We start from the raw sequence: 21,609 nt of genomic DNA on the forward strand, positions 1-21,609 counted from the left end.
CGATGACTGAGACCACTACTGAAAAGGCGCGCATCGGCGCGCCCTCCGCCCAGCCGTTCATCAACGGGTTCACCGAGGAAGGCGAGAACCTCTCGCCGATCAACGCAGACGGCACCGTCGCGGCGCCGTCGTCCGGTCCGCTCGCCGGCAGCTCCGCCAAGGGCCACTCGCATGGCGGCGGAGTCGGCGTCCCGGACAGCTCGCGCGCCGGGCGCCTGACCTCCTACACGCTTGAGGACTTCAAGGCACTGACCGGCCTGGAAGAAGACTGGCGCTTCACCCCGCTGCGCCGCCTGCGCGGACTCCACACGGAGGCCCTCACCGGTGCCGCCCCGGCCGTCAGCGTGACCGCGCCCGACGGCGTCACGGTCGAGACCGTGGGCCGCGACGACAAGCGCGTCGGTTCCGCGGGCATCCCCGAAGACCGGGTCTCGGCCAACGCCTGGGCCAACTTTAAGGAAGCCACCGTCATCACGGTTTCGGCCGAGACCACTCTTGAAAACGAAGTCACCGTGGTCCTGGCCGGCCAGGGCTCCGAGGCTTCCGCCCAGCACGTGGTGATTGTTGCCGAGAAGTTCTCCAAGGCCATGGTTGTCCTCGGCCACGAGGGTACGGCGGTGGTGTCCGAGAACGTTGAAATCGTCCTCGAAGACGGCGCCGAACTCACGGTCGTCTCCCTGCAGGAATGGAACGACGATTCCGTCCATGCTTCCTCGCAGCAGGCCAAGATCGGCCGCGACGCCAAGTTCAAGCACATCGTAGTCAGCCTCGGCGGCAACGTCGTGCGTGTGACTCCGACGGCCCGCTTTGCCGCCCCCGGCGGTGAGGTCGAACTCTTCGGCCTGTACTACGCCGACGCCGGCCAGCACCTTGAGCACCGCACTTTCGTTGACCACTCGCAGCCGAACTGCAAGTCCAACGTCCTGTACAAGGGCGCGCTGCAGGGCAGGGACGCCCACACCGTGTGGGTCGGCGACGTCCTGATCCAGAAGCAGGCCGAGGGCACCGACAGCTACGAGAAGAACCAGAACCTGGTGCTGACCGACGGCTGCCGCGCGGACTCCGTGCCGAACCTCGAAATCGAAACCGGGCTCATCGAGGGTGCTGGCCACGCCAGCGCCACGGGCCGCTTCGACGACGAGCACCTGTTCTACCTCATGGCACGCGGCATCCCCGAAGATATTGCGCGGCGCCTCGTGGTGCGTGGCTTCCTCAACGAAATCATCCAGAAGATCAAGGTTCCTGCCCTGGAAGAGCGCCTGACGGACGCCGTCGAGCGCGAACTCTCCGCGGTCGAGAACTAGACCGGCCAGGCAGGAACGGACCATGAGTGAATTGCCCCAGGGCGAGCTGGTGTGCAACGCCAACGACATCCAGGTCAAGCAGGCGCTGCGTATCCTCATCGGCGACTACCCGGTAGCCATCGTGAAGGACTCGATGGGCGAAATACACGCCATCGGGGACACCTGCTCGCACGCGGATATCTCCCTCGCCGAGGGAGAAATCGAAGGTTGCGCCATCGAATGCTGGGGCCACGGTTCCCAGTTCGACCTGCGCAGCGGAGAACCGCTCCAGCTTCCTGCCTACGATCCCGTCCCCGTCTTCGCCGTCAGTTTCGACGGCGACGACGTCTACGTGGACGTGAGCAACGTTGTGAACGGCGCCCCGGTACACCACTACTGAGCGCCCCGGTATCTGAGACTTTACGAACGAAAGAAAGAAGAGCATGTCAACTCTTGAGATCAAGGACCTGCACGTCAGCATCGAGACTGAGCAGGGCACCAAAGAGATCCTGAAGGGCGTCAGCCTGACCATCAAGACCGGCGAGACCCACGCGATCATGGGTCCGAACGGTTCGGGCAAGTCCACCCTTGCCTCCACGATTGCCGGCCACCCGCGCTACACCGTGACCAGCGGCAGCATCACCCTGGACGGCGAAAACGTCCTGGAGATGAGCGTCGACGAGCGAGCCCGCGCCGGCGTCTTCCTGGCCATGCAGTACCCCGTGGAAGTTCCGGGCGTCACCATGACGAACTTCCTGCGCACCGCCAAGACCGCGATCGACGGCGAAGCCCCCGCCCTGCGCACCTGGACCAAGGACGTCAAGGCCGCCATGCAGGAACTGCGCATCGACGCCGACTTCGCCCAGCGCAACGTCAACGAAGGCTTCTCCGGCGGCGAAAAGAAGCGTGTGGAGATCCTGCAGCTTGAGCTCTTCAAGCCGAAGTTCGCTGTCCTCGACGAGACCGACTCCGGCCTCGACGTCGACGCCCTGAAGGTCGTCTCCGAAGGCGTCAACCGTGCACACTCGACGGGCAACATGGGCACCTTGCTCATTACCCACTACACCCGCATCCTGCGCTACATCAAGCCGGACTTCGTCCACGTCTTCGTCGACGGCAAGGTTGTGGAAGAGGGCGGCCCGGAACTGGCCGACCGCCTCGAAGAAGAAGGCTACGACCGCTACGTCGACGGCGCAGGCGTCGCCGTTGCGCCTGCCGTTCAGGCCTAGTTAGGATCACCTTATGACCGAAATCAAAGCGGCGCGCACGAGCCTCGAGGATGTCGAGGAAGCGCTCAAGGACGTCATCGACCCCGAGCTGGGCGTCAATGTCGTTGACCTTGGGCTGCTCTACGGTCTGAAGTACTCCGACGAGGACGGTGCCCTGCTCATTGACATGACACTCACCACGGCGGCCTGCCCGCTGACCGATGTCCTCGAGGAACAGGTCGGCAAAGCCCTCGACGGCGTCGTGGACGACTGGCGCCTGAACTGGGTCTGGATGCCGCCATGGGGTCCCGAGCGGATCACCGACGACGGCAAGGACCAGATGCGGGCCCTCGGCTTCAACATCTGATCCCCCGGCAGATCCTGCTGGTAACGACGGCCGGCCACCGAAAGGTGGCCGGCCGTCGTCGTACCCCCGTCGATCGCAACCATCCCGGGCGATAATGGGTGCATGGTCCACTTCAATGCACTGGTGGAACAGCGCGGGCAAAATTCCCTCGTCGGGGTTCCGGATACGGTCAGCAAGGAATTACTGCCCTTTGCCGACGCCGGACGCATCCGGGTGAGTGCGCGGCTCGCCGGTGCGGAATCGGCCGCCGAATTCCACGCCACGCTGGTGCCGGTGGGGGCTGGCGGGCACATTCTGTACCTTCCCGGCGGGGTCCGCGGGGCCGCAGGGGTGCGCCTCGGCGACACCGTCTCCCTCGAAGTACAGCCCCTCGGCCCGCAAGGGTCCGATACTCCTTCCGACCTGGCCAGCGCCCTCGGAGCGGCTGCCGGTGCCGAAGCGGCCTGGGACCTCCTTCCAGCCTCCCAGCGGCGGGAGCTGGTCCGCTTCCTCGAAGGCGCAAGGACTCCCGGGTCGAGGGAGCGGAGGGCCGGGCAGATCGTGGCGCAGGTGCTCGGGCGGACAGTCCCGCCGCCGGGCACGCGCACGGGCAGGGAACTGTGGAAATGTCCCTCCTGCGGCCGCAGCTTTGTCACGCGGAACATGTACCACTCGTGCGTCGACAACTCCCTGGAAGAGGCGTTCCTCGGCATGCCGGACACCACCCGGGAACTCTTCACCCTTGTGCGCCGGACCGTTGAGACCTTCGGCCCGGTCACGCTGGTGCCTTACGCGGATCGCATTGCCTTCATGGTCAGGGTCCGGTTTTGCGGGGCGCGGCCCAGGAAGCGCTGGCTCGATGTGGACTTCTGGCTCACACGGAGGGCCGAATCTCCACGGTTCCACAAGATCGAATCGTTGACGCCATACACGCACATCCACACCGTCCGCCTGACCGATCCTTCCGAGGTCGACGCCGAACTTGCGGCGTGGCTACGGGAGGCCTACGCGGTGGGGTGCCAGGAACACCTCCGGCCCGCGCGGGCGTAAGCCGAGCCGGGAGCGCCGGGCCCGACATTTGCGGCCGCAGCCTAAGGCCGGGCGACCGCGAAGGTGTCGCACTTGGTGATGTCGCCGGTGTTGTAGCCCTGGCCGAACCACTTTTGCCGCTGGGCACTTGAGCCATGGGTCCAGGCCTCGGGGGAGACCCTGCCCGTGGCGGCTTCCTGGATGCGGTCATCGCCGACGGCGGAGGCGGCGGATAGTGCATCGGCCAGGTCCTGCTTTGTGAGCGGATCGAGGAAGGGCTGGCCGGTGTCCGGATCCTTCGCCGTGCTCGCGTGGCGTGCCCACAGCCCGGCGTAGCAATCGGCCTGCAGTTCCACACGGACCGCGCCGGACTGCGGCCCCTGCGGGTCCTCCTGCGCCCGGTCCAGGTTGCCGAGCAGGTTCTGGACGTGGTGCCCGAATTCGTGGGCCACCACATACTCCTGGGCAAGCGGACCACCCGAGGAACCGAAGCGGTCCACAAGCTCCTGGAAGAAGCCCGGATCGAAGTAGGCAGTGCGGTCCGCCGGGCAGTAGAAGGGGCCGACTTCGCTGGTGGCCGTGCCGCAAGCGGTGGAGGTGGCCTGGCTGAAGATCACCGCCTGCGGACGCGGGTACTTCACCTGGTAGTCGGCGAGGTACGCCGGCCAGAAGCTGTTGAGGCTGTTGACCGTGCCGAGGATGCGGCAATCCAGGCGCTTGTCGGCGTCCGCACCGGTACGGCACTCCTGGGTCCCCCCGGAGGATTGCGTGGTGCCGGGGCCGATCGCGGGTGGCTGGCCGCTTCCGGTGATGCCTTCGAGGATCTGTGGATTGACCCCCAGCAGCACCAGGATCAGGGCGACAATGCCGCCGCCGATGCCGCCGCCGATCTTTACTCCGCGACCCGCGCCGCCCCCGCGGCGGTCCTGTACCTGGCTGGGATCCAGCTCCGCTCCGTCATTGAAACTCATAGTCCCAACCATAGGACGTCACGGAGGGCGGGCAAGGGGTCGCGGAAGCTAAAATACACTGGTGCCTTTCCTGAACAAGCTTCAGCTCTGGGCCGATGACCGTCCAGACGATACTGCCGTCGCTGTGGGCGGGAAGCGGCTGACCTGGGCGCAGTTGCGCGACGATGCGACGCTGCGTCTGGGCGAAACCCCTGCCACCACGGTGCTGGCGGAAAGCAACTCACTGCAGTTCGTAGTGTCCTTTGCCGCCGCCGTCGCGGGCCTGCGGTGCTGCGCCGTGCTGGACCCGCTCTGGCCGGCGCCGCTGATCGAAGAAGTGTCCCGGCGGATTGGCCCCGGCGGCGGGATGTCGGACGGCGCCGAGCTGCTTGACGGACCGCCGGACTCGGACTTCCTGGTGGGCCTGACCTCCGGCACCACCTCTGTGCCCAAGGCTTTCACCCGCTCGCGACGGTCCTGGCAGCTCTCCTTCGACGCCTCCGTCGAGTTCTTCGGCCTGCATCAGGACGACGTCACCCTCGCTCCTGGCCCCCTGGCCGCGAGCCTGAACTTGTACGCATTGTCCGAATGTCTCTACGCCGGGGCAGCTTTCCACACCCTGGAGACCTTCGACGTGGGCGATGCGCACGCGGCGATTACGCACGACGGCGTCACCCGCCTGGTCCTTACCCCCACCGTTCTGCGGCTGCTCAGTGAACGCGGCCTGGCCGGCTGCGTGGACGCCTCCGGGATCCGCAGCATCATCTGCGCCGGCTCGAAGCTCGACGCCCGCACGCTTGAGGCGGCCCGCCGCTGGGCCCCGAACGCCGCAATCTACGAGTACTACGGCGCCTCCGAACTCAGCTTCGTCTCCGGCACCTGCCTGGCCGCGGGGGAGCCGCTCGACGCCGGAGGTACTGGAATCGGCGGACCCTTCCCCGGCGTCGAACTCTCCATCCGGGACGACGCCGGCGCGGAAATGGCGGCGGGCGGGCACGGCAACATCTGCGTACGCAGCGGCATGGTGTCCAACGGGTATCTCTGGGGCGACGACGGGCATGCGCTGCGCTCCTTCGGCGACTGGTACACCGTGGGGGACCAGGGCTACCTCGAGCACGGGGTGCTGCACATCCTGGGCCGCCGTTCGGACATGATCCTGTCCGCCGGACGGAACGTCTATCCGCATGAGGTGGAACTGGCACTGGCAGCGGTGCCCGGCGTCTCCGCCGCGGTCGCGGCAGGCATGCCGGACGAACTCCGTGGCCAGCGCGTGGTCGCCGGGATCCTGCCGGCTTTCGGGGCTGTCACTGCCACCCAGATCCGCACCGGACTGGATGGGCTGCTGGCCCGCGAGAAGCGTCCCCTGCAGTACTACCTGCTCAGCGAACTTCCCGTGACGGACCGCGGCAAGGTCAGCCGCCGGGTGCTCCTGGAATGGATCGCGGACAATGACCCCCGGGCACGCCCCCTTGGCTGAGCCCGGCGTGCCGGCCGATCCCTCGCTGCAGCCGGTCATCATCGCAGCCCTCCGCACCCCGGTCTGCCGCGCCGGCGGGCAGCTGAAGTCCCTGCGCGCCGAAGAACTCCTGGCCCCCGTGCTGCGTTCGCTGCTGGACACCACCGGTATCGCAGGGGAACAGGTATGCGATGTGCTGATCGGCAACGCCGTGGGCGGTGGTGGAAACCTGGCCCGCCATGCCGCCTTGCTGGCAGGCCTGCCCGTCAGCGTGCCGGGCATGGTGGTGGACCGGCAGTGCGGCTCGGGGCTGGACGCGATCGCGCTGGCATCCCGCCTGCTCGCCGCCGGCGGGGACGGCATCTACCTCGCAGGCGGGGTGGAGAGCATCAGCACCGCCCCGCTGCGCGCCTACCCGGGCCGGACCCCGGAGGAGGCCCCCGAGTTCTACACCCGGGCGCGCTTCGTGCCCCCGCAGTTCGGGGACCCGGACATGGGCGTCGCGGCGGAGAACGTGGCCCGCAAGCACGGGATCAGCCGGGAACGACAGGACGGTTTCGCCCTGCGCAGCCACCAGCGCGCGATTGCGGCGCGGGAGGCCGGGCGCTTCGACGGTGAGATCCTGCCCGTGGCCGTGGCCGGGACAACGGTGGCGTCCGACGACGGTCCCCGCCGCGCGCTTGGCGCTGCGGTGCTGAGGCGCTTCCCACCCGCTTTCGTTCCGGAAGGAACCGTCACCGCCGGTAATTCCTGCTTCGACGCCGACGCCGCCTGCGCCGTCGTCATCACCTCGCTGCGCCGGGCCCGCGAACTCGGCGTCCCGGGCGCACTGCTCGTACTCGGCAGCGACACCGCCGGCGTCGATCCGGAACTCCTGGGCGTCGGAGCGGCCGCCGCGGCGGCGCGGCTGCTCGAACGGGACGGGATGAAGGCCGCGGAGGTGGATCTCGTGGAATTCAACGAAGCATTCGCCGCCCAGGCGATCGCCTGCCTCGACGCTCTGGGGATCGATCCGGAACGGGCCAACCTCGACGGCGGCGCCCTCGCCCTGGGCCACGGCTACGGCGCCTCGGGCGCGGTCCTCGTCACCCGGCTGCTGGCGCAGGCGCGGCTGGCGGCACAAGAGAACCCGGGCCGCGATCCTCTGGCCCTGGCCATGATCAGCATCGCCGGCGGCATGGGAACAGCGGCGCTCTTCCGGTACATGCGGTTCTAGTCTTCGGCGTCGCCAAGTCCCCGGGCGGCCAGGGCGTCGCCGGTCTGCCGGGCGTAGGCCACGGTGGAGATGAACACCGGCAGCACCAGGGCCCGCGGGTTGCGTTCCAGGCCCCGGGCCCGCGCGGCGTCCCGCACATCGGCGAAGGTCCCCGCGATGAACGGGATGCTGCGCAGCATCACGGCGATGGTCAGGGCGAAGCGTTCCGGGTCGGCCCCGAAACGGCGGAAGGGCCGGGCCAGGCCGGCGACGCCGTCGAGCAGCTCCTGGACGGGTGTGGTGGCGGTCAGCACCGACGCCGCCACAACGCACACCAGCACGTTCAGGACGATCCGCGCCGCCGTCGGGCCGCCGAGCTGCCACCACTGGAACAGGCCGATGAGCAGCAGCACGGGGGCCATCAGCCACAGAGCGCGGAGCAAGCGCCGCACTCCGGCGCCGCTGAGCAGGAACAGCCCGCACATCGCCGCGAACACCCCGGCGGAGACCAGCCAGTCGACGATCAGGAAGGACGCGCCCCCGCACCCCGCCACCAGCAGGAACTTCGCCCACAACGGCGTCCGGTGGAGCAGCGAGTTCCCCGGCACGTGGTTGGCGAGGAGGAAGCCGTGGCCCCTCACGGGGCGTCCTCGAACGACGCCGCGCACAGCGCCCGGTAATGTTCGACGGCGGCAGCCGGGCCGCCGTCGAACACGATCATTGCGTTGTCCACCACCAGGACGCGGTCCATGTCGAGGGCCAGCCCGAGGTCGTGCGTGGACATGATGACCTGCTGTGGCAGGCCTGCGACGGTGCGGCGGAGCAGCTCCTTGTTGCGCAGGTCCAGCAGCGTGGAAGGCTCATCCAGGACGAGCACCGCCGGGTCGACGGCCAGCACGGCGGCGAGGGCAAGCAGCTGCCGCTCCCCGCCGGAGAGCTCGTAGATGCTCTGGTCCGCCAGGTGCAGCAGGCCGAAGCGGCCCAGCACCGACTCTGCCCGGGCACCGCGCTCGGCTGCGTTCTTCACGCTCCGGCGCAGGGACAGCTCCACGTCCTCGCGCGCTGTGGGCATCACCAGTTGGGAGAGCGGATCGGTGAAGACGAAGCCCACCTGGCTGCGGACCTTGCGCCCCTGCTCCTCCGTGCCGGCACCGTTGACGCGGACGCTTCCCTGGCTGGGCAGCACCAGGCCATTGAGCAGCCGCAGCAGGGTGGACTTGCCCGAGCCATTGGCGCCGATCACGCCGATGCGGCGCTCGGTGAGTTCCAGGTCCACGCGGTCGAGCAGTGTCTTCGGCGCATCCTGGCCATCAACGATGACGCGGACTGAAACGTCCTTCAGTTCAATCATGCTGTCCTTGGGTTGCTTCGACGCGCGCTACTTGACGCGGCGGACCAGCAGGTCCGGGAATGCCTTGTGCAGCGAGACGGCGATGACCGCGGCCAGGACGTTCTTGATGATATCGCCGGGATAGTAGACGAGGTCGGCGAGGAACGCCTTGCCGAAGTCCAGCTTGCCGTTGACCATCATGCCCAGCACGCCGAGCCCGTGGACCAGCACGATGCTGCTCACCATGGCGGCGGCGAAGAAGAACACGGCGCGGTACTTGACGGTGCGGCGGACGACGACGGCGGCCAGCCAGCCCGCCGCGGCGGCGGCCAGCGGGAAGGCGATGATGTAGCCGGCCGAGGGCCCTGCAAGGATGCCCAGGCCGCTGCGCCCGCCGCTGAAGATCGGCAGTCCGGCAAGGCCCAGGAGGACGTACAGCCCGACGGCGGCGAAACCGCGCCCGGCGCCCAGCACCAGGCCGGTGAGCATGACGGCGAGGGTCTGGATGGTGATCGGCACGCCGAGCACGCCCATCGGGACGCCGGGGACGAAGGCGGCCGCGGCCACGAGAGCGGCGAAGACGGCGACCAGCCCAAGATCGGTGGCGTTCCATTGCTTGCGCGCCTGCGGGCGGGTGGCGGTGTTCTGGCTCATTGCGGTCCTGTCGGTTAAGGCCTGGTGCGGGCGGGTTCCCCTGTTTCGAGCGTAGTTGCGCGGGGCGCCGCCGTTTTTGGAGGCTTCGGACAAGCAGCAGGCGGCCCCTTTGTCAGGCTGTGTACAAAAGGCCGGGCGTGGACCGGTTCCGTCTGCACGGCTGCGCCCGGCCGGGCCGGTAGACTTGGACGGGCCGCGTTCGCGGTCTTCTCCGCCGCCGGCAACTTCGACGTGCCGTGGCGTCCCCGTTGAAAGGCATCCGAAGAATTGATCACCGTCCAGGAACTCGAACTCCGCGCCGGCGCCCGCCTGCTGATGGACCAGGTCAACTTCAGGGTGGACAAGGGGGACAAGATCGGGCTGGTGGGCCGCAACGGTGCCGGCAAGACGACGCTCACCCGGGTCCTCGCCGGTGAGGGGCTGCCCGCTGCAGGCAAGGTGACCCGCAGCGGCGAGATCGGCTACCTGCCGCAGGACCCCCGCACCCCGGACATGGAGCAGCTCGCCCGGGACCGGATCCTTTCGGCCCGCGGCCTCGATATCGTCGTCGGGAAGCTGAAGAAGGCCCAAACCGAAATGTCCAGCGAGGACGCCGCCGTGCAGCGCAAGGCGATGGCCCGCTACGACCGCCTGGAGGCGGAGTTCCTGGCCGGCGGCGGCTATGCGGCCGAAGCCGAAGCCGCTGCCATTTCCTCGAACCTGGCGCTCCCGGAGCGCATCCTCAACCAGCCGCTTAAGACCCTCTCCGGCGGCCAGCGCCGCCGCGTCGAGCTCGCCCGGATCCTGTACTCGGACGCCGAGACCCTGCTCCTGGACGAACCGACCAACCACCTCGACGCCGACTCGATCTCCTGGCTGCGGGACTTCCTGAAGGGCCACCAGGGCGGACTGATTGTCATCAGCCACGACGTGGAGCTCCTCGAAGCCACGGTGAACAAGGTCTACCACCTGGACGCCAACCGGGCCCAGATCGACTACTACAACATGGGCTGGAAGCGGTACCTGCAGCAGCGCGAAACCGACGAGCGCGCCCGCAAGCGCGAACGTGCCAACGCCGAGAAGAAGGCCCAGGTGCTGATCGACCAGGCCAACAAGATGCGCGCCAAGGCCACCAAGGCCGTCGCTGCGCAGAACATGGCCAAGCGCGCCGAACGGCTCCTCAGCGGGCTGGAGGCCGTCCGCGAGCAGGACCGCGTGGCGGCCCTCCGCTTCCCGGAGCCCGCGCCCTGCGGCAAGACTCCGCTCACTGCCGAAGGCCTGAGCAAGTCCTACGGTTCACTCGAAATCTTCACCGACGTGGACCTCGCGATCGACCGCGGCTCAAAGGTGGTCATCCTGGGCCTCAACGGTGCCGGCAAGACCACCCTGCTGCGGATGCTGGCCGGCGTCGACAAGCCCGATACCGGGGACATCATTCCGGGGCACGGGCTGAAGGTGGGCTACTACGCCCAGGAACACGAAACCCTGGACCACGAGCGGACCGTCCTGGAGAACATGCGCTCGTCGGCCCCGGACATGAAGGACTCCGAAGTCCGCGGCATCCTCGGTTCGTTCCTGTTCTCCGGCGACGACGTCGACAAGCCGGCCGGCGTGCTTTCCGGCGGTGAAAAGACGCGCCTGGCCCTGGCCACCATCGTGGCCTCCAGCGCGAACGTCCTGCTGCTGGACGAACCGACCAACAACCTGGACCCGGCCAGCCGCGCCGAAATCCTCGGCGCGCTGCGCAACTACAGTGGCGCCGTCGTGCTGGTCAGCCACGACGAAGGCGCTGTAGAGGCGCTGAACCCGGAGCGCGTGGTGCTGCTGCCCGACGGCGTCGAGGACCTCTGGAACTCCGACTACCTGGACCTGATCACCCTGGCCTAGCCGCCCAACTGGCTCGCAGTTGTTGCCGTTTTGAGCAGTCAAAACGGCAACAAGTGCCAGTTGGTTTAGCGCACCCGCAACGGCTCCGCCCCGGTGATCCGGGTGAGGTCCGCGTAGCTGATCGAGAACATCGAGCAGTGGTCGCCGCCGCCCGCCCACAGCAGCGGATGCTGCCCGAGGGATTCGTCCAGGATGGTCCGGATCCGTTCCGGATGCCCGACCGGGGCCACGCCACCCACCTCCTGGCCGGTGTGCTCAAGGACGAAGTCCGGGCTGGCGCGGCGGACCTTTCCGTTGCCCAGTTGGGCTGCCACCAGCGAAGTGTCCACCCGTGCCGCGCCGCTGGCGAGGATCAGGAGCGGGCCGCCGTCGTGCTCGAAGACCAGGCTGTTGGCAATCGCGGCCACATCGCAGCCCAGCTGTTCCGCCGCTGCGGCAGCGGTGGGCACGCCCGTGCTGAAAAGCTGCATCGTGTCCGGCAGCCCGGCGGCCAGGAGCGCGTTCCTGACGTTCGCTACTGCCTCCGGGGATCCGGCGGAGTGTGCGTCAGTAGCCCTGGGCATCGAGAATCGCGTCTTCCTCTTCTTCGGATGTGCGGCGCTTCGACTTGCGGGCAGGCTTCGAGCCGGCGCCCTTGACCCGGGCGGCCGCGCCGAAGTCGTCGTCCTCGTCTTCGGCGTCGATCCGGGCATTGCGGGCCTGCTGGCGGGCGGCATAGCCGAAGCCCACGAACATGAGCACGCCGAACGCGAACCATTGCAGGGAGTAGGACAGGTGCGTGCCTTCGTCCGTGGCCGGCTTGGGGAAGGCGACGGGCATCGACGCCGGGGCCGGGGTTTCGCCGGCCAGCTGGCCGTAGGCGCCGGTCAGCACGGGATAGGGGAGTTCGGTGGCGAAGGCGGGCAGGTCGATGGACGCGAGCTGGCCTTCGACGGCTCCCCGGTCCAGTTTCGCTTCACCCGGTTTCATGCGTACGACGACGGTTACCTCGCCGGAGGGCGGGGCAGGGATGCTGTCCGGCCGGCCGGGCGTTTTGTTTCCGATCGGCAGCCAGCCACGGTCGACCACCACGGCCTCGCCGCTGTCCAGCCGGAAGGGGACCACCACTTCGTACCCCGGCTGGCCGTTGAGCGGACGGTTGCGCACGACGCGCTGTCCCGCCACGTCGTAGCTCCCGCGGAGCTCCACCTGGGTCCATTCCTTTTCCGGATCCAGGGACTGGAACTGGGCCTTCGCCTCGCTGAACGGGATCGGGGTGGCCGAGTAGTTGCTGACCACCCGGTTGATCTCGGCCAGGGTTTCGGCGCGGCGGTCCATCTGCCAGCGCCCCAGGAGAACGCAGCCGGCGGCGAAAATCAGCGCCAGGACGAAATATCCCAGCCATTTGCTGGAGAAGAGGAAGCGGTACATTCAGCTGTTTCCGTCCTGTGCCGGGGCCGAGGGTGCCGCCTCCGGGATGAAGGGGACGGTTTCCTTCCACAGCCCGCGGGTCTGCAGGTAGTCCTCCAGCCAGCCGCGGTGCTCGGAGCAGGAGAGCCACACCTTCCGCCGCTCAGGCGTATGGATGCGCGGGTTGTTCCAGAGCAACTGCCAGCTCGCTTCGGCACGGCAGGCCTTGCGGGAACAGATGGCCGGGGCACCCTCAGGGCCAGCCGACGCGGAGCCGGGGAAAAGCAGGCTCACGACGCCGCCTGCCCGCGGCCGTCTTCGGGCGTGGCGTTGGGGTCCGGCCTGTCGTTGTCGTCGACGATTTCGCCTTCCAGGATGGTCATCGGCTGCTCTGTCTCCGCTTCCTCTGCTCTGCCTGATTCCTGCACCCGGTCCGTGCCTTCCAGTTCGGCCGCGGAAACGTAGTCCAGCAACGCGTCGCTGTGCACCTCGGCCTTGTCGCTGCCGTTCGCGATGACCACCGCAATCCACGGCAGGAAGACCGCCCCCGCCACCGCAACGAGCTTGAACCAGCCATCCACCACGAAAATGAGAATGATGCACACCATGCGGATGCCCATGGCCACCGCGTACTTGATCATCCGTTCGCGCATGTCTTCCGAATGCGCGGCTGCGGCGTCGGTGATGCTGTGGACTTCCGGGTACGCGGAATCCGGCGCCGGGTCCCCGGGTTCCCGGTCCACGGGGCGGTCATGTCTTGTCACAGCTTGTTCACCACGCTCCAAATGCTCTATCCAATTCTCTCACCACGGCACTTGGCGCCCAAACTGCGCCGGCGCCGTCACGTCCGCGGCCGGCCGGTATGCCTTTCCGCGCGGGCGCCGGCCCGCGGCTAAGATCGATCCGGGAAAACATCCTTCTTCACAGTGCGGCAACTTCCTGCCGCGGGATCACGGAGCACAGAGCATGTCTGAAACAGCAAACGGCCGGAGCGTACTCATCACCGGTGGCAACCGCGGAATCGGCCTGGCCATCGCCGAGGCGTTCCTTGCCAACGGAGACAAGGTGGCCGTGACCTACCGCAGCGAATCCCCCCTGCCCGAAGGCATCCTCGGCGTCCGCGCCGACGTGACGGACGAGGCGTCGCTGGATGCTGCGTTCAAGGAAGTCGAAGCCGCCCACGGCCCGGTGGAGGTGCTAGTCGCCAACGCCGGCATCACCAGGGACACCCTGCTCCTGCGGATGAGCGAAGACGACTTCACCTCCGTGATCGACACCAACCTCACCGGAGCGTTCCGCGTGATCAAGCGGGCCTCCAAGGGCATGATCCGCCTGCGCAAGGGCCGCGTGGTCCTGATCTCCTCTGTTTCCGGCCTGTACGGCGCACCGGGCCAGATCAACTACTCCGCCTCCAAGGCCGGCCTGGTGGGCATCGCCCGCTCCCTGACCCGCGAACTCGGCAGCCGCGGCATCACCGCAAACGTGGTGGCACCGGGCTTCATCAACACCGATATGACCGCCGAGCTTCCCGAGGAAACCCAGAAGAGCTACCTGGCAAGCATCCCCGCCGGCCGTTTCGCCGAAGCCACCGAGGTCGCCAACGTGGTGCGCTGGATCGCCAGCGACGAAGCCGCCTACATCTCCGGCGCAGTCATCCCGGTCGACGGCGGCCTGGGCATGGGCCACTAAGCCGAGTCCGCGCATCCACCGCCGGTCCTCCTGCCCCGATTCCGCGCCGCCCCTTTTGTGGAAAGCCCACAACAGGAAAACGGCCCTGCGCTGGCATGATGGATACCGGACCCACACTATTTTGGACGTCATGAACAAAAGGAGCTCGAATGGGACTGCTCGATAACAAGACCGCAATCGTCACCGGATCGTCGCGAGGCATTGGCGCCGAGGTTGCCAAGATCCTCGCAGGCGAGGGTGCCGCCGTCGTCGTCAACTACCGCCAGAAGGCCCCCCGGGCCAACAAGGTCGTGGCTGGAATCCAGGAGGCCGGCGGCCGTGCCGTGGCCGTGGGCGCCGACCTGACCACAGTGGAGGGCGTGCACGCACTGGCCAGCGCGGCGATGGAAGAGTTCGGCTCCCTCGACGTCCTGGTCCTGAACGCCTCCGGCGGCATGGAGTCAGGCATGGGGGAGGACTACGCCCTCAAGCTCAACCGCGACGCGCAGCTGAACATGCTCAACGCGGCCGTCCCGCTCATGGGCGAAGGCTCCCGTGTGGTCTTCGTGACCAGCCACCAGGCCCACTTCATCGACACCGTCCCCACCATGCCGGAATACGAGCCGGTGGCACGCAGCAAGCGCGCCGGTGAGTTGGCTCTGCGCGAGCTGCTGCCGAGCCTTGAGGACAAGGGCATCTCCCTCGTGGTCGTCTCCGGCGACATGATCGAGGGCACCGTCACCGCGACCCTCCTCGACCGCTCCAACCCGGGTGCCATCGAGGCCCGCCGTGCGGAAGCCGGCAAGCTGTACTCGGTGGAAGAGTTCGCGGCCGAGGTGGCCAAGATGGTGACCGCCGACGTCGAAAGCGGCCACACCGAGTACGTGGGAGGCGCCGACTACTTCGGCAAGAGCGCCTAGCGTTTCGCCCTCTCCGAAAGGGGCAAGGAGGCTCCGGACAGCAACTGCCGTCCGGAGCCTCTTTCATTGCGATTCATACCCCCTGGGGGTATTGTGTGCATGTTGGATCAACCGGGGAGGAGCAGGCATGCGGGCAATGGCAGCCAGGCTGGCACTGTTTCTTGCCGTGGCCGCGGTGCTCGCAGGATTCCTCGGCATGCACGTGCTCAACGGACACCATGCAGGGCACATGTCCAGCGCCGTCGCAGTGGATACGGCGGCGCACTCCGTCGCCATGAAGTCCGCCCACGTCACGGATGCGCACGGCTGTGGCTGTTCCTCGCCGAGTCCCGAAGTCTCCGAAGCGCATCCGTCCTGCGATCCGATGACGAGCACCGTGACGTTGCTGCCGCAGGGCGGCTCACCGTTCGTGCTGCGGCCGGTACCGCCGGTCATGCAGTTGAACGCCTCCGGCAGCGTGCTCCTGGATTCCCGCAGCCACTCCTTGCATGAGTTGTGCATCAGCCGGTGCTGATGCGGCTTCGGCAGGCCGCCCGTGGCGGCTGCCGCAAGCACAAGCCCGCACCGGCACAACCAGCCAGACAAGGAACACTGCAATGACCTTTTCCCGGAACACCTTCACGAAACCTCGCATCGCCGCCGCCGCGGTGGTGCTCGCCGCCGGACTCACGCTCACCGCCTGTGCAGGCGGCACCGGAAGCGGCGCCCCCACGGGGAGCGGGCACGACGCCGGAACGCACCAGCAGGGCCAGTCCGCCGCTGCACACAATGAGGCGGACGCCGGCTTTGCGCAGGCCATGATCGTCCACCACCAGCAGGCCCTCGACATGAGCGAAAGCATGCTGGGCAAGAAGGACCTCCCGCAGTCCGTCATGGACCTGGCGCAGCGGATCAAGGATGCCCAGGGCCCGGAGATCGCCACTATGACTGCTTGGCTCAAGGCCTGGAATGAACCCGTGGAAATGGCCGCCGGGCACGCCGGCCATTCCATGGAAGGCATGCTCAGCGAAGAGGAACTGGCCGCGCTGAATGCCGCCCAAGGCAAGGAAGCGGCCAGGATGTTCCTCACGCAGATGATCGCCCACCACGAAGGCGCCGTCAGCATGGCCAAGGATCAAACGGCGAATGGCAAGGATGCGTCCGCTGTGAAGCTGGCCACCGTGATTGTCACGGCGCAGCAGGCCGAGATCAAGGAGATGCAGGAACTGCTCGCCACCCTCGGCTGATCCGCCCTTCGGAAACGCAAAGGCCGTGGTCCCGCCTTGCGGGGCCACGGCCTTTGCCGTATCAGGATCCTGCTCAGACGCCGGCGATGTGCCGGACGGCGTCCAGGTACGGCATGTTGATGGCGGCGTCGGCCACGGCGCGCACCGCCGGCTTGGCGTTGAAGGCGACGCCGATTCCCGCGGCGCCGAGCATGTCGAGGTCGTTGGCGCCGTCGCCCACGGCGATGGTGTGTTCCAGATCGATACCTTCGGCGGAGGACCACTGGCGCAGGTACTTCTCCTTGGCGGCGCGGTCGATCACGTCGCCAAGCACCCTGCCGGTCAGGGCGCCGTCCACGATTTCCAGTTCGTTGGCGATCCAGTAGTCCAGGCCCAGCTCCTCGGCTATTGGACGCAGGATCTGGTTGAAGCCGCCGGACACCACCGCAACCGCATGCCCCGCGGCCTTGAAGGCCGCCACGAGTTCCGCCGCCCCCTCGCTCAGGCGCACCTCGGCACGGACGGAATCGACGACGTCGGCCGGCAGCCCGGCGAGCACGGCCACCCGGGCGTGCAGGCTCTGGGCGAAGTCCAGTTCGCCGCGCATGGCGGCCTCGGTGACGGCCGCGACTTCCTCGCGCTTGCCTGCGTGGGCGGCGAGGAGCTCGATGACTTCCTGCTGGATGAGCGTGGAATCGACATCCATGATGAGCAGCTTGCGGGGCGCCCGGCGCAGGCTGTCCGGAACGATCGCCGTATCCATGCCGGGGCCGGCGGCACCGGCCAGCAGGCGGCGCAGCGGCGTGAGGTCCGAGGATAGTCCGTTGTCCACCGAAAGGCCCACCGTGTAGACGCTGAAACGCTCGTCCCCCGAACGCGATTCCGAGGTCAGGGAAGCGCCGGCCGAGGAAAGCACATTGCGCAGGTTTTCCAGCTCCAAGGGGGACAGATCCACGCCATAGCTGACGGCGGTCACGTTCGAACTCATGGCTGCAATCTTAGCCAGCGCAGCGCGGCACCCTGAATTCCATGACGGCCCGCCGTATGACTGCCGGCCGGTTATCAATCGGCCCGGATTTTGTCCTAGTGTCTATTCCTATGAGTGATGTTCTTGAACTGACTTCTGTCAGTGTCGTCCGGGGTTCCAAGACTCTGCTGGACAAGGTGGACTGGCAGGTCAACGACGGCGAACGGTGGGTCGTCCTTGGTCCCAACGGCGCAGGCAAGACCACGCTCCTCCAGATCGCCGCCGCACGCCTGCACCCGAGCAGCGGAACGGCCGGCATCCTCGACGAAACCCTCGGCCGCGTGGACGTCTTCGAACTGCGCCCCCGCATCGGTCTTTCCTCGGCGGCCCTGGCCAACCACATCCCCGAGCAAGAGAAGGTCCTCAACGTCGTGGTCACCGCCGCGTACGGCGTCACCGGCCGCTGGCGCGAGGGCTACGAGCGCGACGACGAGCGCCGCGCCTTCGCCCTGCTCAACGAATGGGGCATGGGCCCACTCCTGAACCGCACCTTCGCCTCCCTGTCCGAGGGGGAGCGCAAACGCGTCCAGATTGCCCGCGCCCTCATGACCGACCCCGAGCTCCTGCTCCTGGACGAGCCGGGCGCCGGCCTGGACCTGGGCGGACGCGAGGAACTTGTGCACCGGCTCGCCGAACTGGCCAACGACGAGGACGCCCCGGTGATGGTCCTCGTGACCCACCACCTCGAGGAAGTCCCGCCGGGCTTCACGCACGCGATGCTGCTGCGCGACGGCGGCGTGGTCGCTGCCGGGCCCATCGACGAAGTCCTCACAGCGGAACACCTCAGCACCACCTTCGGCGTGGACCTGGACGTCACCGAGAACGCGGGACGTTACACCGCCACCGCCCGCCGCTGAGCCGGCTGCACACGAAACAGTGGAGTTGCTCAGCGGCGTCATCACGTTCATCGCCGGCCTGTGGGCCGGCACCATCAACGCAGTGGTCGGTTCCGGCACGCTTGTGACCTTCCCGGTGCTCATCGCCCTCGGAATCACTCCCGTGGTGGCCTCCATGAGCAACGCCATGGGCCTGGTGGCAGGTGCGGCCGCCGGCGCCTGGGGCTACCGGCGCGAGCTCACCGGCCGCGGCAAGCAGTTGCTGCAGCTTCTTCCGGCGTCGCTGCTGGGCGGCATCACCGGGGCTTGGCTGCTGCTGCACCTGCCGGAGAAGGTCTTCTTCTTCGTTGCCCCCGTACTCCTGGTCCTGGCGCTGCTCATGGTCATCTTCCAACCGCGCCTACAGGCCTGGGTCCGGCGGCGCGAAGAAAACCCGGAGCACGCCATCAAGGACAAGAACCACGGCATCCTGCTCGTGGTGCTCGTCTACCTGGCCGGCGTCTACGGCGGCTACTTCGTGGCGGCCCAGGGCATCCTGCTGGTGGGGATCCTCGGCGTGTTCATGACCGGGACCATCCAGAACGCCAACGCCATGAAGAACATCCTGGTGCTGGGCGTGAACCTGGTCGCCGCCGTGTCCTACATGCTCTTCGCGTTCGGCCGGATCAACTGGACCGTCGTGGCGCTGATCGCCGTCAGCTCGACCATCGGGGGGCTGCTGGGCTCCAAGGTGGGCCGGCGGCTCTCGCCGTCCGTGCTGCGCGGGGTCATCTTCGTCCTCGGCCTGGTGGCGTTCGGATTCATGGTCGCCAACCTGCTGAAATAATCTCCCGGTGACTTTCCACTACCTCGAATCCGCGGACGACCCGCGCGTCTCCGACTACACGCAGCTCACCGACGTACACCTGCGCAAGCTCAGGGAGCCGGAAGAAGGCATGTACATCGCCGAATCCTCCCGGGTGCTTAGGCGCGCCCTCGCCGCCGGCCACCAGCCCCGATCCTTCTTCCTGGCCGAAAAATGGCTTGAGGACCTCGACGACGTTTTCCGGCAATTTCCGGACGTTCCGGTCTACATCGGAGAGGCGAAGCTGCTCGAGCAGATCACCGGATTCCACCTGCACCGCGGCGCGATGGCCGCCATGCACCGGCCCGCCCCGGTCCCGCTGGAAACCCTCCTGGCAGGCGCCCGCCGGGTGGCGGTCCTGGAGGACATCGTGGAACACACCAATGTGAGTGGTCGCAAATTACAAGGGCCGGATCGGGCTCAGATGCAAGGACGATCACGGATCGCGGTCCTTGAGAACCTTACCGACCATACAAACGTAGGTGCGATTTTCCGGAGCGCCGCAGCCATCGGCGTCGACGCTGTCCTGGTCTCGCCCCAGTGCGCCGACCCGCTCTACCGACGCTCCATCCGGGTGTCGATGGGGACCGTGTTCCAGGTGCCGTGGACGCGGATCGAGTCGTGGCCTGGGGACCTTGAGCTACTCAAGGAAGCGGGCTACTTTGTGGCCGGCATGTCGCTCGGCGAAGGGGCCATCACGCTCGACGAGCTGGTCGCCCAGGACCATCAAAACCTCGCGCTAGTCTTCGGCACCGAGGGTGAAGGATTGAGGCCTGAGACCGATCAGGCGCTCGACGCGCGCGTAACAATCCCGATGATGAACGGCGTCGACTCGCTCAATGTCGCGGCCTCCTCTGCTGTGGCGTTCTACGCGACGCGGTAGCCAATGCCGGACTATAGCTTCAGTGATAGCCGCAGGAAGCGCGACCACGAAATACGGGAGAGTGCCAGAAGACACCAACCACCAACGCTGGACTACACCTGGCTGACTTCTCCCTGGACGCGCTCCGGTGCCGCGAGGAAGGTTACGGATTCGCAGAGTTCCGGCGGCTGGCCAAGGCCAGGGAGCTGCGCTAGCCCGGTGACGTGCTGGAGCAATGGGTGTTCGACCACGGCGGATATGACCCCTTCCTGAACGACTACGGTGACATCGACCTCAGGGGGATCGACTGGCAGGTCGGGGCCTTGAGCGTCGACGACTTTGTGGCGATGCCGACAGGGCCATCCGATGCGGACGTCATCGGCCGTCTGTTGCGGGGACAGCCTCTCGCTGAGAAGCACTTGGTATGGATCGGCAGGCGACGGACGTGACCAGCCACACCAGATGCCCCGGCATGGAGGTCGTCACACCTCGAGCGACTAAAGGAAGACACCGGTACCAGTCCAGGAGCCCCAGACGTTGAACTCGCCTACCCAGCTCGCCACTCAGATCCGGTTCCACCTCGAGACCCTCGGTGATGTACCGCATCAATGCCAGCGGCGACTCCCCAGGACCGTCACAGCGGCGGTGATGGCGATGCCGAGGCCGATCGGGACGCTGAAATGGATCTGGAGCAGGAGTACTCCGATGACGGCCCCGGCGAACATAGCGAGGACAGCGCCCAGCCGTCGGTTGAGTAACCGGGGCTGTTGCTTGCCCACAAGTGACTCTCCGGCGAGGGAAGTCATGGTGGAAGTAATGACCACTGTGGTCATGTCTCGTACGCCCAAATGCCGCGCAATCAGGGCCTGGGAGCCCATGTGCATGGCGATAACGGCGGCAACAATGACACCAATGGACTGCCGGCCGACGTCTTCCACGATGAGAGAGATGGCGGCGGTTCCCGTCAACACGATACAACCCGCTGTGAGAAGGAGCGTGACCCTGCGGTTCCAGCCTTTCGGGCTTGACTGGAGCGTAGATCCGGCAACCGCCGCGCCGAGGAGAAAGGCGCCAAGTGCTACCAGTGGGCCCAAAGTTGGCAGGTTCGCCGCCCCGGCCAACGCCATCGCAAGAATCACCACGTTGCCGGTCATGTTTCCGGTGAAGACGTGATCAAGTCCAAGGTAGCCGACCGCGTCAACCACACCTGTAACGAGCGTGAGGGCCATCATGAGCATCAGTCGGAACTTTTCCGGAGACGACGCATTTTCTTGCGGGGTAGAGGCGGTTTTGGTACCTGAGCTGGCTACGGCTGATGTCATGGTTTAAGGGATCCTTCATCGTGAGGGGTGGTCTCTATGACCACCCCTCGGACATGCTTGTTGGTGGTTTTAGGTGGACTGGCTGGCAACTAAGGCGATGCCGTCGCTCCGGGGATCTGCGCCGGCGGCTAGGGCGCCATCGTAGCGTCGACGTGCAATCATGGAATGGCCGACAAGGTCGTCCCGGCCAGTTGCCGTTCAGGATCGTGAACGTTGTCT

At 67.1% G+C, this 21,609-nt stretch carries 26 protein-coding genes; 16 read left to right on the plus strand and 10 right to left on the minus strand.

The window, feature by feature from the left end; all coding sequences use genetic code 11:
* Positions 1-2: 2 nt before the first annotated feature.
* The 5 genes from sufD (at position 3) to ACN9M4_RS10115 (ending at position 3,887) form a co-directional block, all read left to right on the plus strand.
* On the plus strand, positions 3-1,304 hold the full coding sequence (gene sufD / locus ACN9M4_RS10095; protein ID WP_426297470.1) for a Fe-S cluster assembly protein SufD: 1,302 nt from the start codon (positions 3-5) through the stop codon (positions 1,302-1,304).
* A 22-nt stretch (positions 1,305-1,326) separates the two neighbouring features.
* A complete protein-coding gene (locus ACN9M4_RS10100; RefSeq protein WP_426297472.1) occupies positions 1,327-1,683 on the plus strand; it encodes a non-heme iron oxygenase ferredoxin subunit in 357 nt (118 codons plus the stop codon).
* A 43-nt stretch (positions 1,684-1,726) separates the two neighbouring features.
* The gene (gene sufC / locus ACN9M4_RS10105) at positions 1,727-2,512 is read left to right on the plus strand and encodes a Fe-S cluster assembly ATPase SufC (protein ID WP_426297474.1); all 786 of its coding nucleotides are present in this window, start codon (positions 1,727-1,729) and stop codon (positions 2,510-2,512) included.
* A gap of 13 nt (positions 2,513-2,525) precedes the next feature.
* A complete protein-coding gene (locus ACN9M4_RS10110) occupies positions 2,526-2,858 on the plus strand; it encodes a metal-sulfur cluster assembly factor (RefSeq protein WP_426297476.1) in 333 nt (110 codons plus the stop codon).
* Between the two features lie 102 nt (positions 2,859-2,960).
* On the plus strand, positions 2,961-3,887 hold the full coding sequence (locus ACN9M4_RS10115) for a DUF5655 domain-containing protein (protein WP_426297478.1): 927 nt from the start codon (positions 2,961-2,963) through the stop codon (positions 3,885-3,887).
* A gap of 41 nt (positions 3,888-3,928) precedes the next feature.
* Here ACN9M4_RS10115 and ypfJ read toward each other — a convergent pair whose 3' ends face one another.
* Positions 3,929-4,837, minus strand: a complete 909-nt coding sequence (gene ypfJ / locus ACN9M4_RS10120; RefSeq protein WP_426297480.1) for a KPN_02809 family neutral zinc metallopeptidase — start codon at positions 4,835-4,837, stop codon at positions 3,929-3,931.
* 61 nt (positions 4,838-4,898) lie between these two features.
* On the opposite strand from ypfJ, the gene ACN9M4_RS10125 reads away from it, so the two are divergent.
* Complete coding sequence (locus ACN9M4_RS10125; RefSeq protein WP_426297483.1) at positions 4,899-6,293, plus strand: class I adenylate-forming enzyme family protein; 1,395 nt, start codon at positions 4,899-4,901, stop codon at positions 6,291-6,293.
* Positions 6,265-7,488 carry a thiolase family protein gene (locus ACN9M4_RS10130; RefSeq protein ID WP_426297485.1) on the plus strand — a complete coding sequence of 408 codons (1,224 nt, stop codon included), beginning with the start codon at positions 6,265-6,267 and terminating at the stop codon, positions 7,486-7,488. Before ACN9M4_RS10125 ends, ACN9M4_RS10130 begins: the two co-directional genes overlap by 29 nt.
* Here the strand turns inward: ACN9M4_RS10130 and ACN9M4_RS10135 are convergent.
* The 3 genes from ACN9M4_RS10135 to ACN9M4_RS10145 are packed head-to-tail and all read right to left on the minus strand — an operon-like array spanning position 7,485 to position 9,451.
* The gene (locus ACN9M4_RS10135; protein WP_426297487.1) at positions 7,485-8,108 is read right to left on the minus strand and encodes an energy-coupling factor transporter transmembrane component T family protein; all 624 of its coding nucleotides are present in this window, start codon (positions 8,106-8,108) and stop codon (positions 7,485-7,487) included. The two genes, ACN9M4_RS10130 and ACN9M4_RS10135, sit on opposite strands and share 4 nt — an antisense overlap.
* Positions 8,105-8,818 carry an energy-coupling factor ABC transporter ATP-binding protein gene (locus ACN9M4_RS10140; RefSeq protein WP_426297489.1) on the minus strand — a complete coding sequence of 238 codons (714 nt, stop codon included), beginning with the start codon at positions 8,816-8,818 and terminating at the stop codon, positions 8,105-8,107. Before ACN9M4_RS10140 ends, ACN9M4_RS10135 begins: the two co-directional genes overlap by 4 nt.
* A gap of 27 nt (positions 8,819-8,845) precedes the next feature.
* Positions 8,846-9,451: a biotin transporter BioY gene (locus ACN9M4_RS10145; RefSeq protein WP_426297491.1), complete on the minus strand. Its 606-nt coding sequence runs from the start codon at positions 9,449-9,451 to the stop codon at positions 8,846-8,848.
* 267 nt (positions 9,452-9,718) lie between these two features.
* Here ACN9M4_RS10145 and ACN9M4_RS10150 point away from each other — a divergent pair, with 267 nt between their 5' ends.
* Positions 9,719-11,317, plus strand: a complete 1,599-nt coding sequence (locus ACN9M4_RS10150) for an ABC-F family ATP-binding cassette domain-containing protein (RefSeq protein ID WP_426297493.1) — start codon at positions 9,719-9,721, stop codon at positions 11,315-11,317.
* A gap of 65 nt (positions 11,318-11,382) precedes the next feature.
* Here the strand turns inward: ACN9M4_RS10150 and ACN9M4_RS10155 are convergent, their stop codons facing one another.
* From ACN9M4_RS10155 to ACN9M4_RS10170, 4 genes are read right to left on the minus strand one after another with little or no spacing between them, the layout of a single operon-like run.
* Entirely contained in the window at positions 11,383-11,880 is a 498-nt protein-coding gene (locus tag ACN9M4_RS10155) for a YbaK/EbsC family protein (RefSeq protein WP_426297495.1), read from the minus strand.
* The gene (locus ACN9M4_RS10160) at positions 11,864-12,727 is read right to left on the minus strand and encodes an SURF1 family protein (RefSeq protein WP_426297497.1); all 864 of its coding nucleotides are present in this window, start codon (positions 12,725-12,727) and stop codon (positions 11,864-11,866) included. Before ACN9M4_RS10160 ends, ACN9M4_RS10155 begins: the two co-directional genes overlap by 17 nt.
* Positions 12,728-13,000 carry a hypothetical protein gene (locus ACN9M4_RS10165; protein WP_426297499.1) on the minus strand — a complete coding sequence of 91 codons (273 nt, stop codon included), beginning with the start codon at positions 12,998-13,000 and terminating at the stop codon, positions 12,728-12,730. It lies immediately after the preceding gene.
* Complete coding sequence (locus tag ACN9M4_RS10170; RefSeq protein WP_426297501.1) at positions 12,997-13,491, minus strand: DUF3099 domain-containing protein; 495 nt, start codon at positions 13,489-13,491, stop codon at positions 12,997-12,999. The genes ACN9M4_RS10165 and ACN9M4_RS10170 overlap by 4 nt, the downstream gene beginning before the upstream one ends.
* 181 nt (positions 13,492-13,672) lie before the next feature.
* On the opposite strand from ACN9M4_RS10170, the gene ACN9M4_RS10175 reads away from it, so the two are divergent.
* The 4 genes from ACN9M4_RS10175 (at position 13,673) to ACN9M4_RS10190 (ending at position 16,520) form a co-directional block, all read left to right on the plus strand.
* Positions 13,673-14,395 carry a beta-ketoacyl-ACP reductase gene (locus tag ACN9M4_RS10175; protein ID WP_426297503.1) on the plus strand — a complete coding sequence of 241 codons (723 nt, stop codon included), beginning with the start codon at positions 13,673-13,675 and terminating at the stop codon, positions 14,393-14,395.
* A 149-nt stretch (positions 14,396-14,544) separates the two neighbouring features.
* Entirely contained in the window at positions 14,545-15,294 is a 750-nt protein-coding gene (locus tag ACN9M4_RS10180; protein ID WP_426297505.1) for an SDR family oxidoreductase, read from the plus strand.
* A gap of 127 nt (positions 15,295-15,421) precedes the next feature.
* Positions 15,422-15,808, plus strand: coding sequence for a hypothetical protein (locus ACN9M4_RS10185; RefSeq protein ID WP_426297507.1), 387 nt, complete (start codon positions 15,422-15,424; stop codon positions 15,806-15,808).
* Positions 15,809-15,890: 82 nt separating this feature from the next.
* Positions 15,891-16,520: a DUF305 domain-containing protein gene (locus ACN9M4_RS10190; protein WP_426297509.1), complete on the plus strand. Its 630-nt coding sequence runs from the start codon at positions 15,891-15,893 to the stop codon at positions 16,518-16,520.
* Between the two features lie 73 nt (positions 16,521-16,593).
* Here ACN9M4_RS10190 and serB read toward each other — a convergent pair whose 3' ends face one another.
* Positions 16,594-17,487, minus strand: coding sequence for a phosphoserine phosphatase SerB (gene serB, locus ACN9M4_RS10195; protein ID WP_426297511.1), 894 nt, complete (start codon positions 17,485-17,487; stop codon positions 16,594-16,596).
* A gap of 110 nt (positions 17,488-17,597) precedes the next feature.
* Between serB and ACN9M4_RS10200 the strand changes: the two genes are divergently transcribed.
* The 4 genes from ACN9M4_RS10200 to ACN9M4_RS10215 all read left to right on the plus strand — a co-directional run bounded on the left by ACN9M4_RS10200 (position 17,598) and on the right by ACN9M4_RS10215 (position 20,517).
* Positions 17,598-18,383, plus strand: coding sequence for an ABC transporter ATP-binding protein (locus tag ACN9M4_RS10200; RefSeq protein ID WP_426297513.1), 786 nt, complete (start codon positions 17,598-17,600; stop codon positions 18,381-18,383).
* 19 nt (positions 18,384-18,402) lie between these two features.
* Positions 18,403-19,188, plus strand: coding sequence for a sulfite exporter TauE/SafE family protein (locus ACN9M4_RS10205; RefSeq protein WP_426297515.1), 786 nt, complete (start codon positions 18,403-18,405; stop codon positions 19,186-19,188).
* A 7-nt stretch (positions 19,189-19,195) separates the two neighbouring features.
* The gene (locus ACN9M4_RS10210; protein ID WP_426297517.1) at positions 19,196-20,089 is read left to right on the plus strand and encodes a TrmH family RNA methyltransferase; all 894 of its coding nucleotides are present in this window, start codon (positions 19,196-19,198) and stop codon (positions 20,087-20,089) included.
* A 203-nt stretch (positions 20,090-20,292) separates the two neighbouring features.
* On the plus strand, positions 20,293-20,517 hold the full coding sequence (locus tag ACN9M4_RS10215; protein WP_426297519.1) for a hypothetical protein: 225 nt from the start codon (positions 20,293-20,295) through the stop codon (positions 20,515-20,517).
* Positions 20,518-20,673: 156 nt separating this feature from the next.
* Here ACN9M4_RS10215 and ACN9M4_RS10220 read toward each other — a convergent pair whose 3' ends face one another.
* On the minus strand, positions 20,674-21,390 hold the full coding sequence (locus ACN9M4_RS10220) for a YoaK family protein (RefSeq protein ID WP_426297521.1): 717 nt from the start codon (positions 21,388-21,390) through the stop codon (positions 20,674-20,676).
* Positions 21,391-21,609 lie beyond the last annotated feature (219 nt).

The organism is Arthrobacter sp. R-11 (assembly GCF_049913155.1).
In the GTDB taxonomy this organism is placed as follows: Bacteria; Actinomycetota; Actinomycetes; order Actinomycetales; family Micrococcaceae; genus Arthrobacter.

What these genes read in the sequence shown, in the direction of transcription:
- sufD (WP_426297470.1), top strand. Translation starts at nt 3, where the DNA reads ATGACTGAGACCACTACTGAAAAGGCGCGCATCGGCGCGCCCTCCGCC.
- ACN9M4_RS10100 (WP_426297472.1), top strand. Translation starts at nt 1,327, where the DNA reads ATGAGTGAATTGCCCCAGGGCGAGCTGGTGTGCAACGCCAACGACATC.
- sufC (WP_426297474.1), top strand. Translation starts at nt 1,727, where the DNA reads ATGTCAACTCTTGAGATCAAGGACCTGCACGTCAGCATCGAGACTGAG.
- ACN9M4_RS10110 (WP_426297476.1), top strand. Translation starts at nt 2,526, where the DNA reads ATGACCGAAATCAAAGCGGCGCGCACGAGCCTCGAGGATGTCGAGGAA.
- ACN9M4_RS10115 (WP_426297478.1), top strand. Translation starts at nt 2,961, where the DNA reads ATGGTCCACTTCAATGCACTGGTGGAACAGCGCGGGCAAAATTCCCTC.
- ypfJ (WP_426297480.1), bottom strand. Translation starts at nt 4,837, where the DNA reads ATGAGTTTCAATGACGGAGCGGAGCTGGATCCCAGCCAGGTACAGGAC.
- ACN9M4_RS10130 (WP_426297485.1), top strand. Translation starts at nt 6,265, where the DNA reads ATGACCCCCGGGCACGCCCCCTTGGCTGAGCCCGGCGTGCCGGCCGAT.
- ACN9M4_RS10140 (WP_426297489.1), bottom strand. Translation starts at nt 8,818, where the DNA reads ATGATTGAACTGAAGGACGTTTCAGTCCGCGTCATCGTTGATGGCCAG.
- ACN9M4_RS10145 (WP_426297491.1), bottom strand. Translation starts at nt 9,451, where the DNA reads ATGAGCCAGAACACCGCCACCCGCCCGCAGGCGCGCAAGCAATGGAAC.
- ACN9M4_RS10155 (WP_426297495.1), bottom strand. Translation starts at nt 11,880, where the DNA reads ATGCCCAGGGCTACTGACGCACACTCCGCCGGATCCCCGGAGGCAGTA.
- ACN9M4_RS10160 (WP_426297497.1), bottom strand. Translation starts at nt 12,727, where the DNA reads ATGTACCGCTTCCTCTTCTCCAGCAAATGGCTGGGATATTTCGTCCTG.
- ACN9M4_RS10175 (WP_426297503.1), top strand. Translation starts at nt 13,673, where the DNA reads ATGTCTGAAACAGCAAACGGCCGGAGCGTACTCATCACCGGTGGCAAC.
- ACN9M4_RS10180 (WP_426297505.1), top strand. Translation starts at nt 14,545, where the DNA reads ATGGGACTGCTCGATAACAAGACCGCAATCGTCACCGGATCGTCGCGA.
- ACN9M4_RS10185 (WP_426297507.1), top strand. Translation starts at nt 15,422, where the DNA reads ATGCGGGCAATGGCAGCCAGGCTGGCACTGTTTCTTGCCGTGGCCGCG.
- ACN9M4_RS10190 (WP_426297509.1), top strand. Translation starts at nt 15,891, where the DNA reads ATGACCTTTTCCCGGAACACCTTCACGAAACCTCGCATCGCCGCCGCC.
- serB (WP_426297511.1), bottom strand. Translation starts at nt 17,487, where the DNA reads ATGAGTTCGAACGTGACCGCCGTCAGCTATGGCGTGGATCTGTCCCCC.
- ACN9M4_RS10200 (WP_426297513.1), top strand. Translation starts at nt 17,598, where the DNA reads ATGAGTGATGTTCTTGAACTGACTTCTGTCAGTGTCGTCCGGGGTTCC.
- ACN9M4_RS10220 (WP_426297521.1), bottom strand. Translation starts at nt 21,390, where the DNA reads ATGACATCAGCCGTAGCCAGCTCAGGTACCAAAACCGCCTCTACCCCG.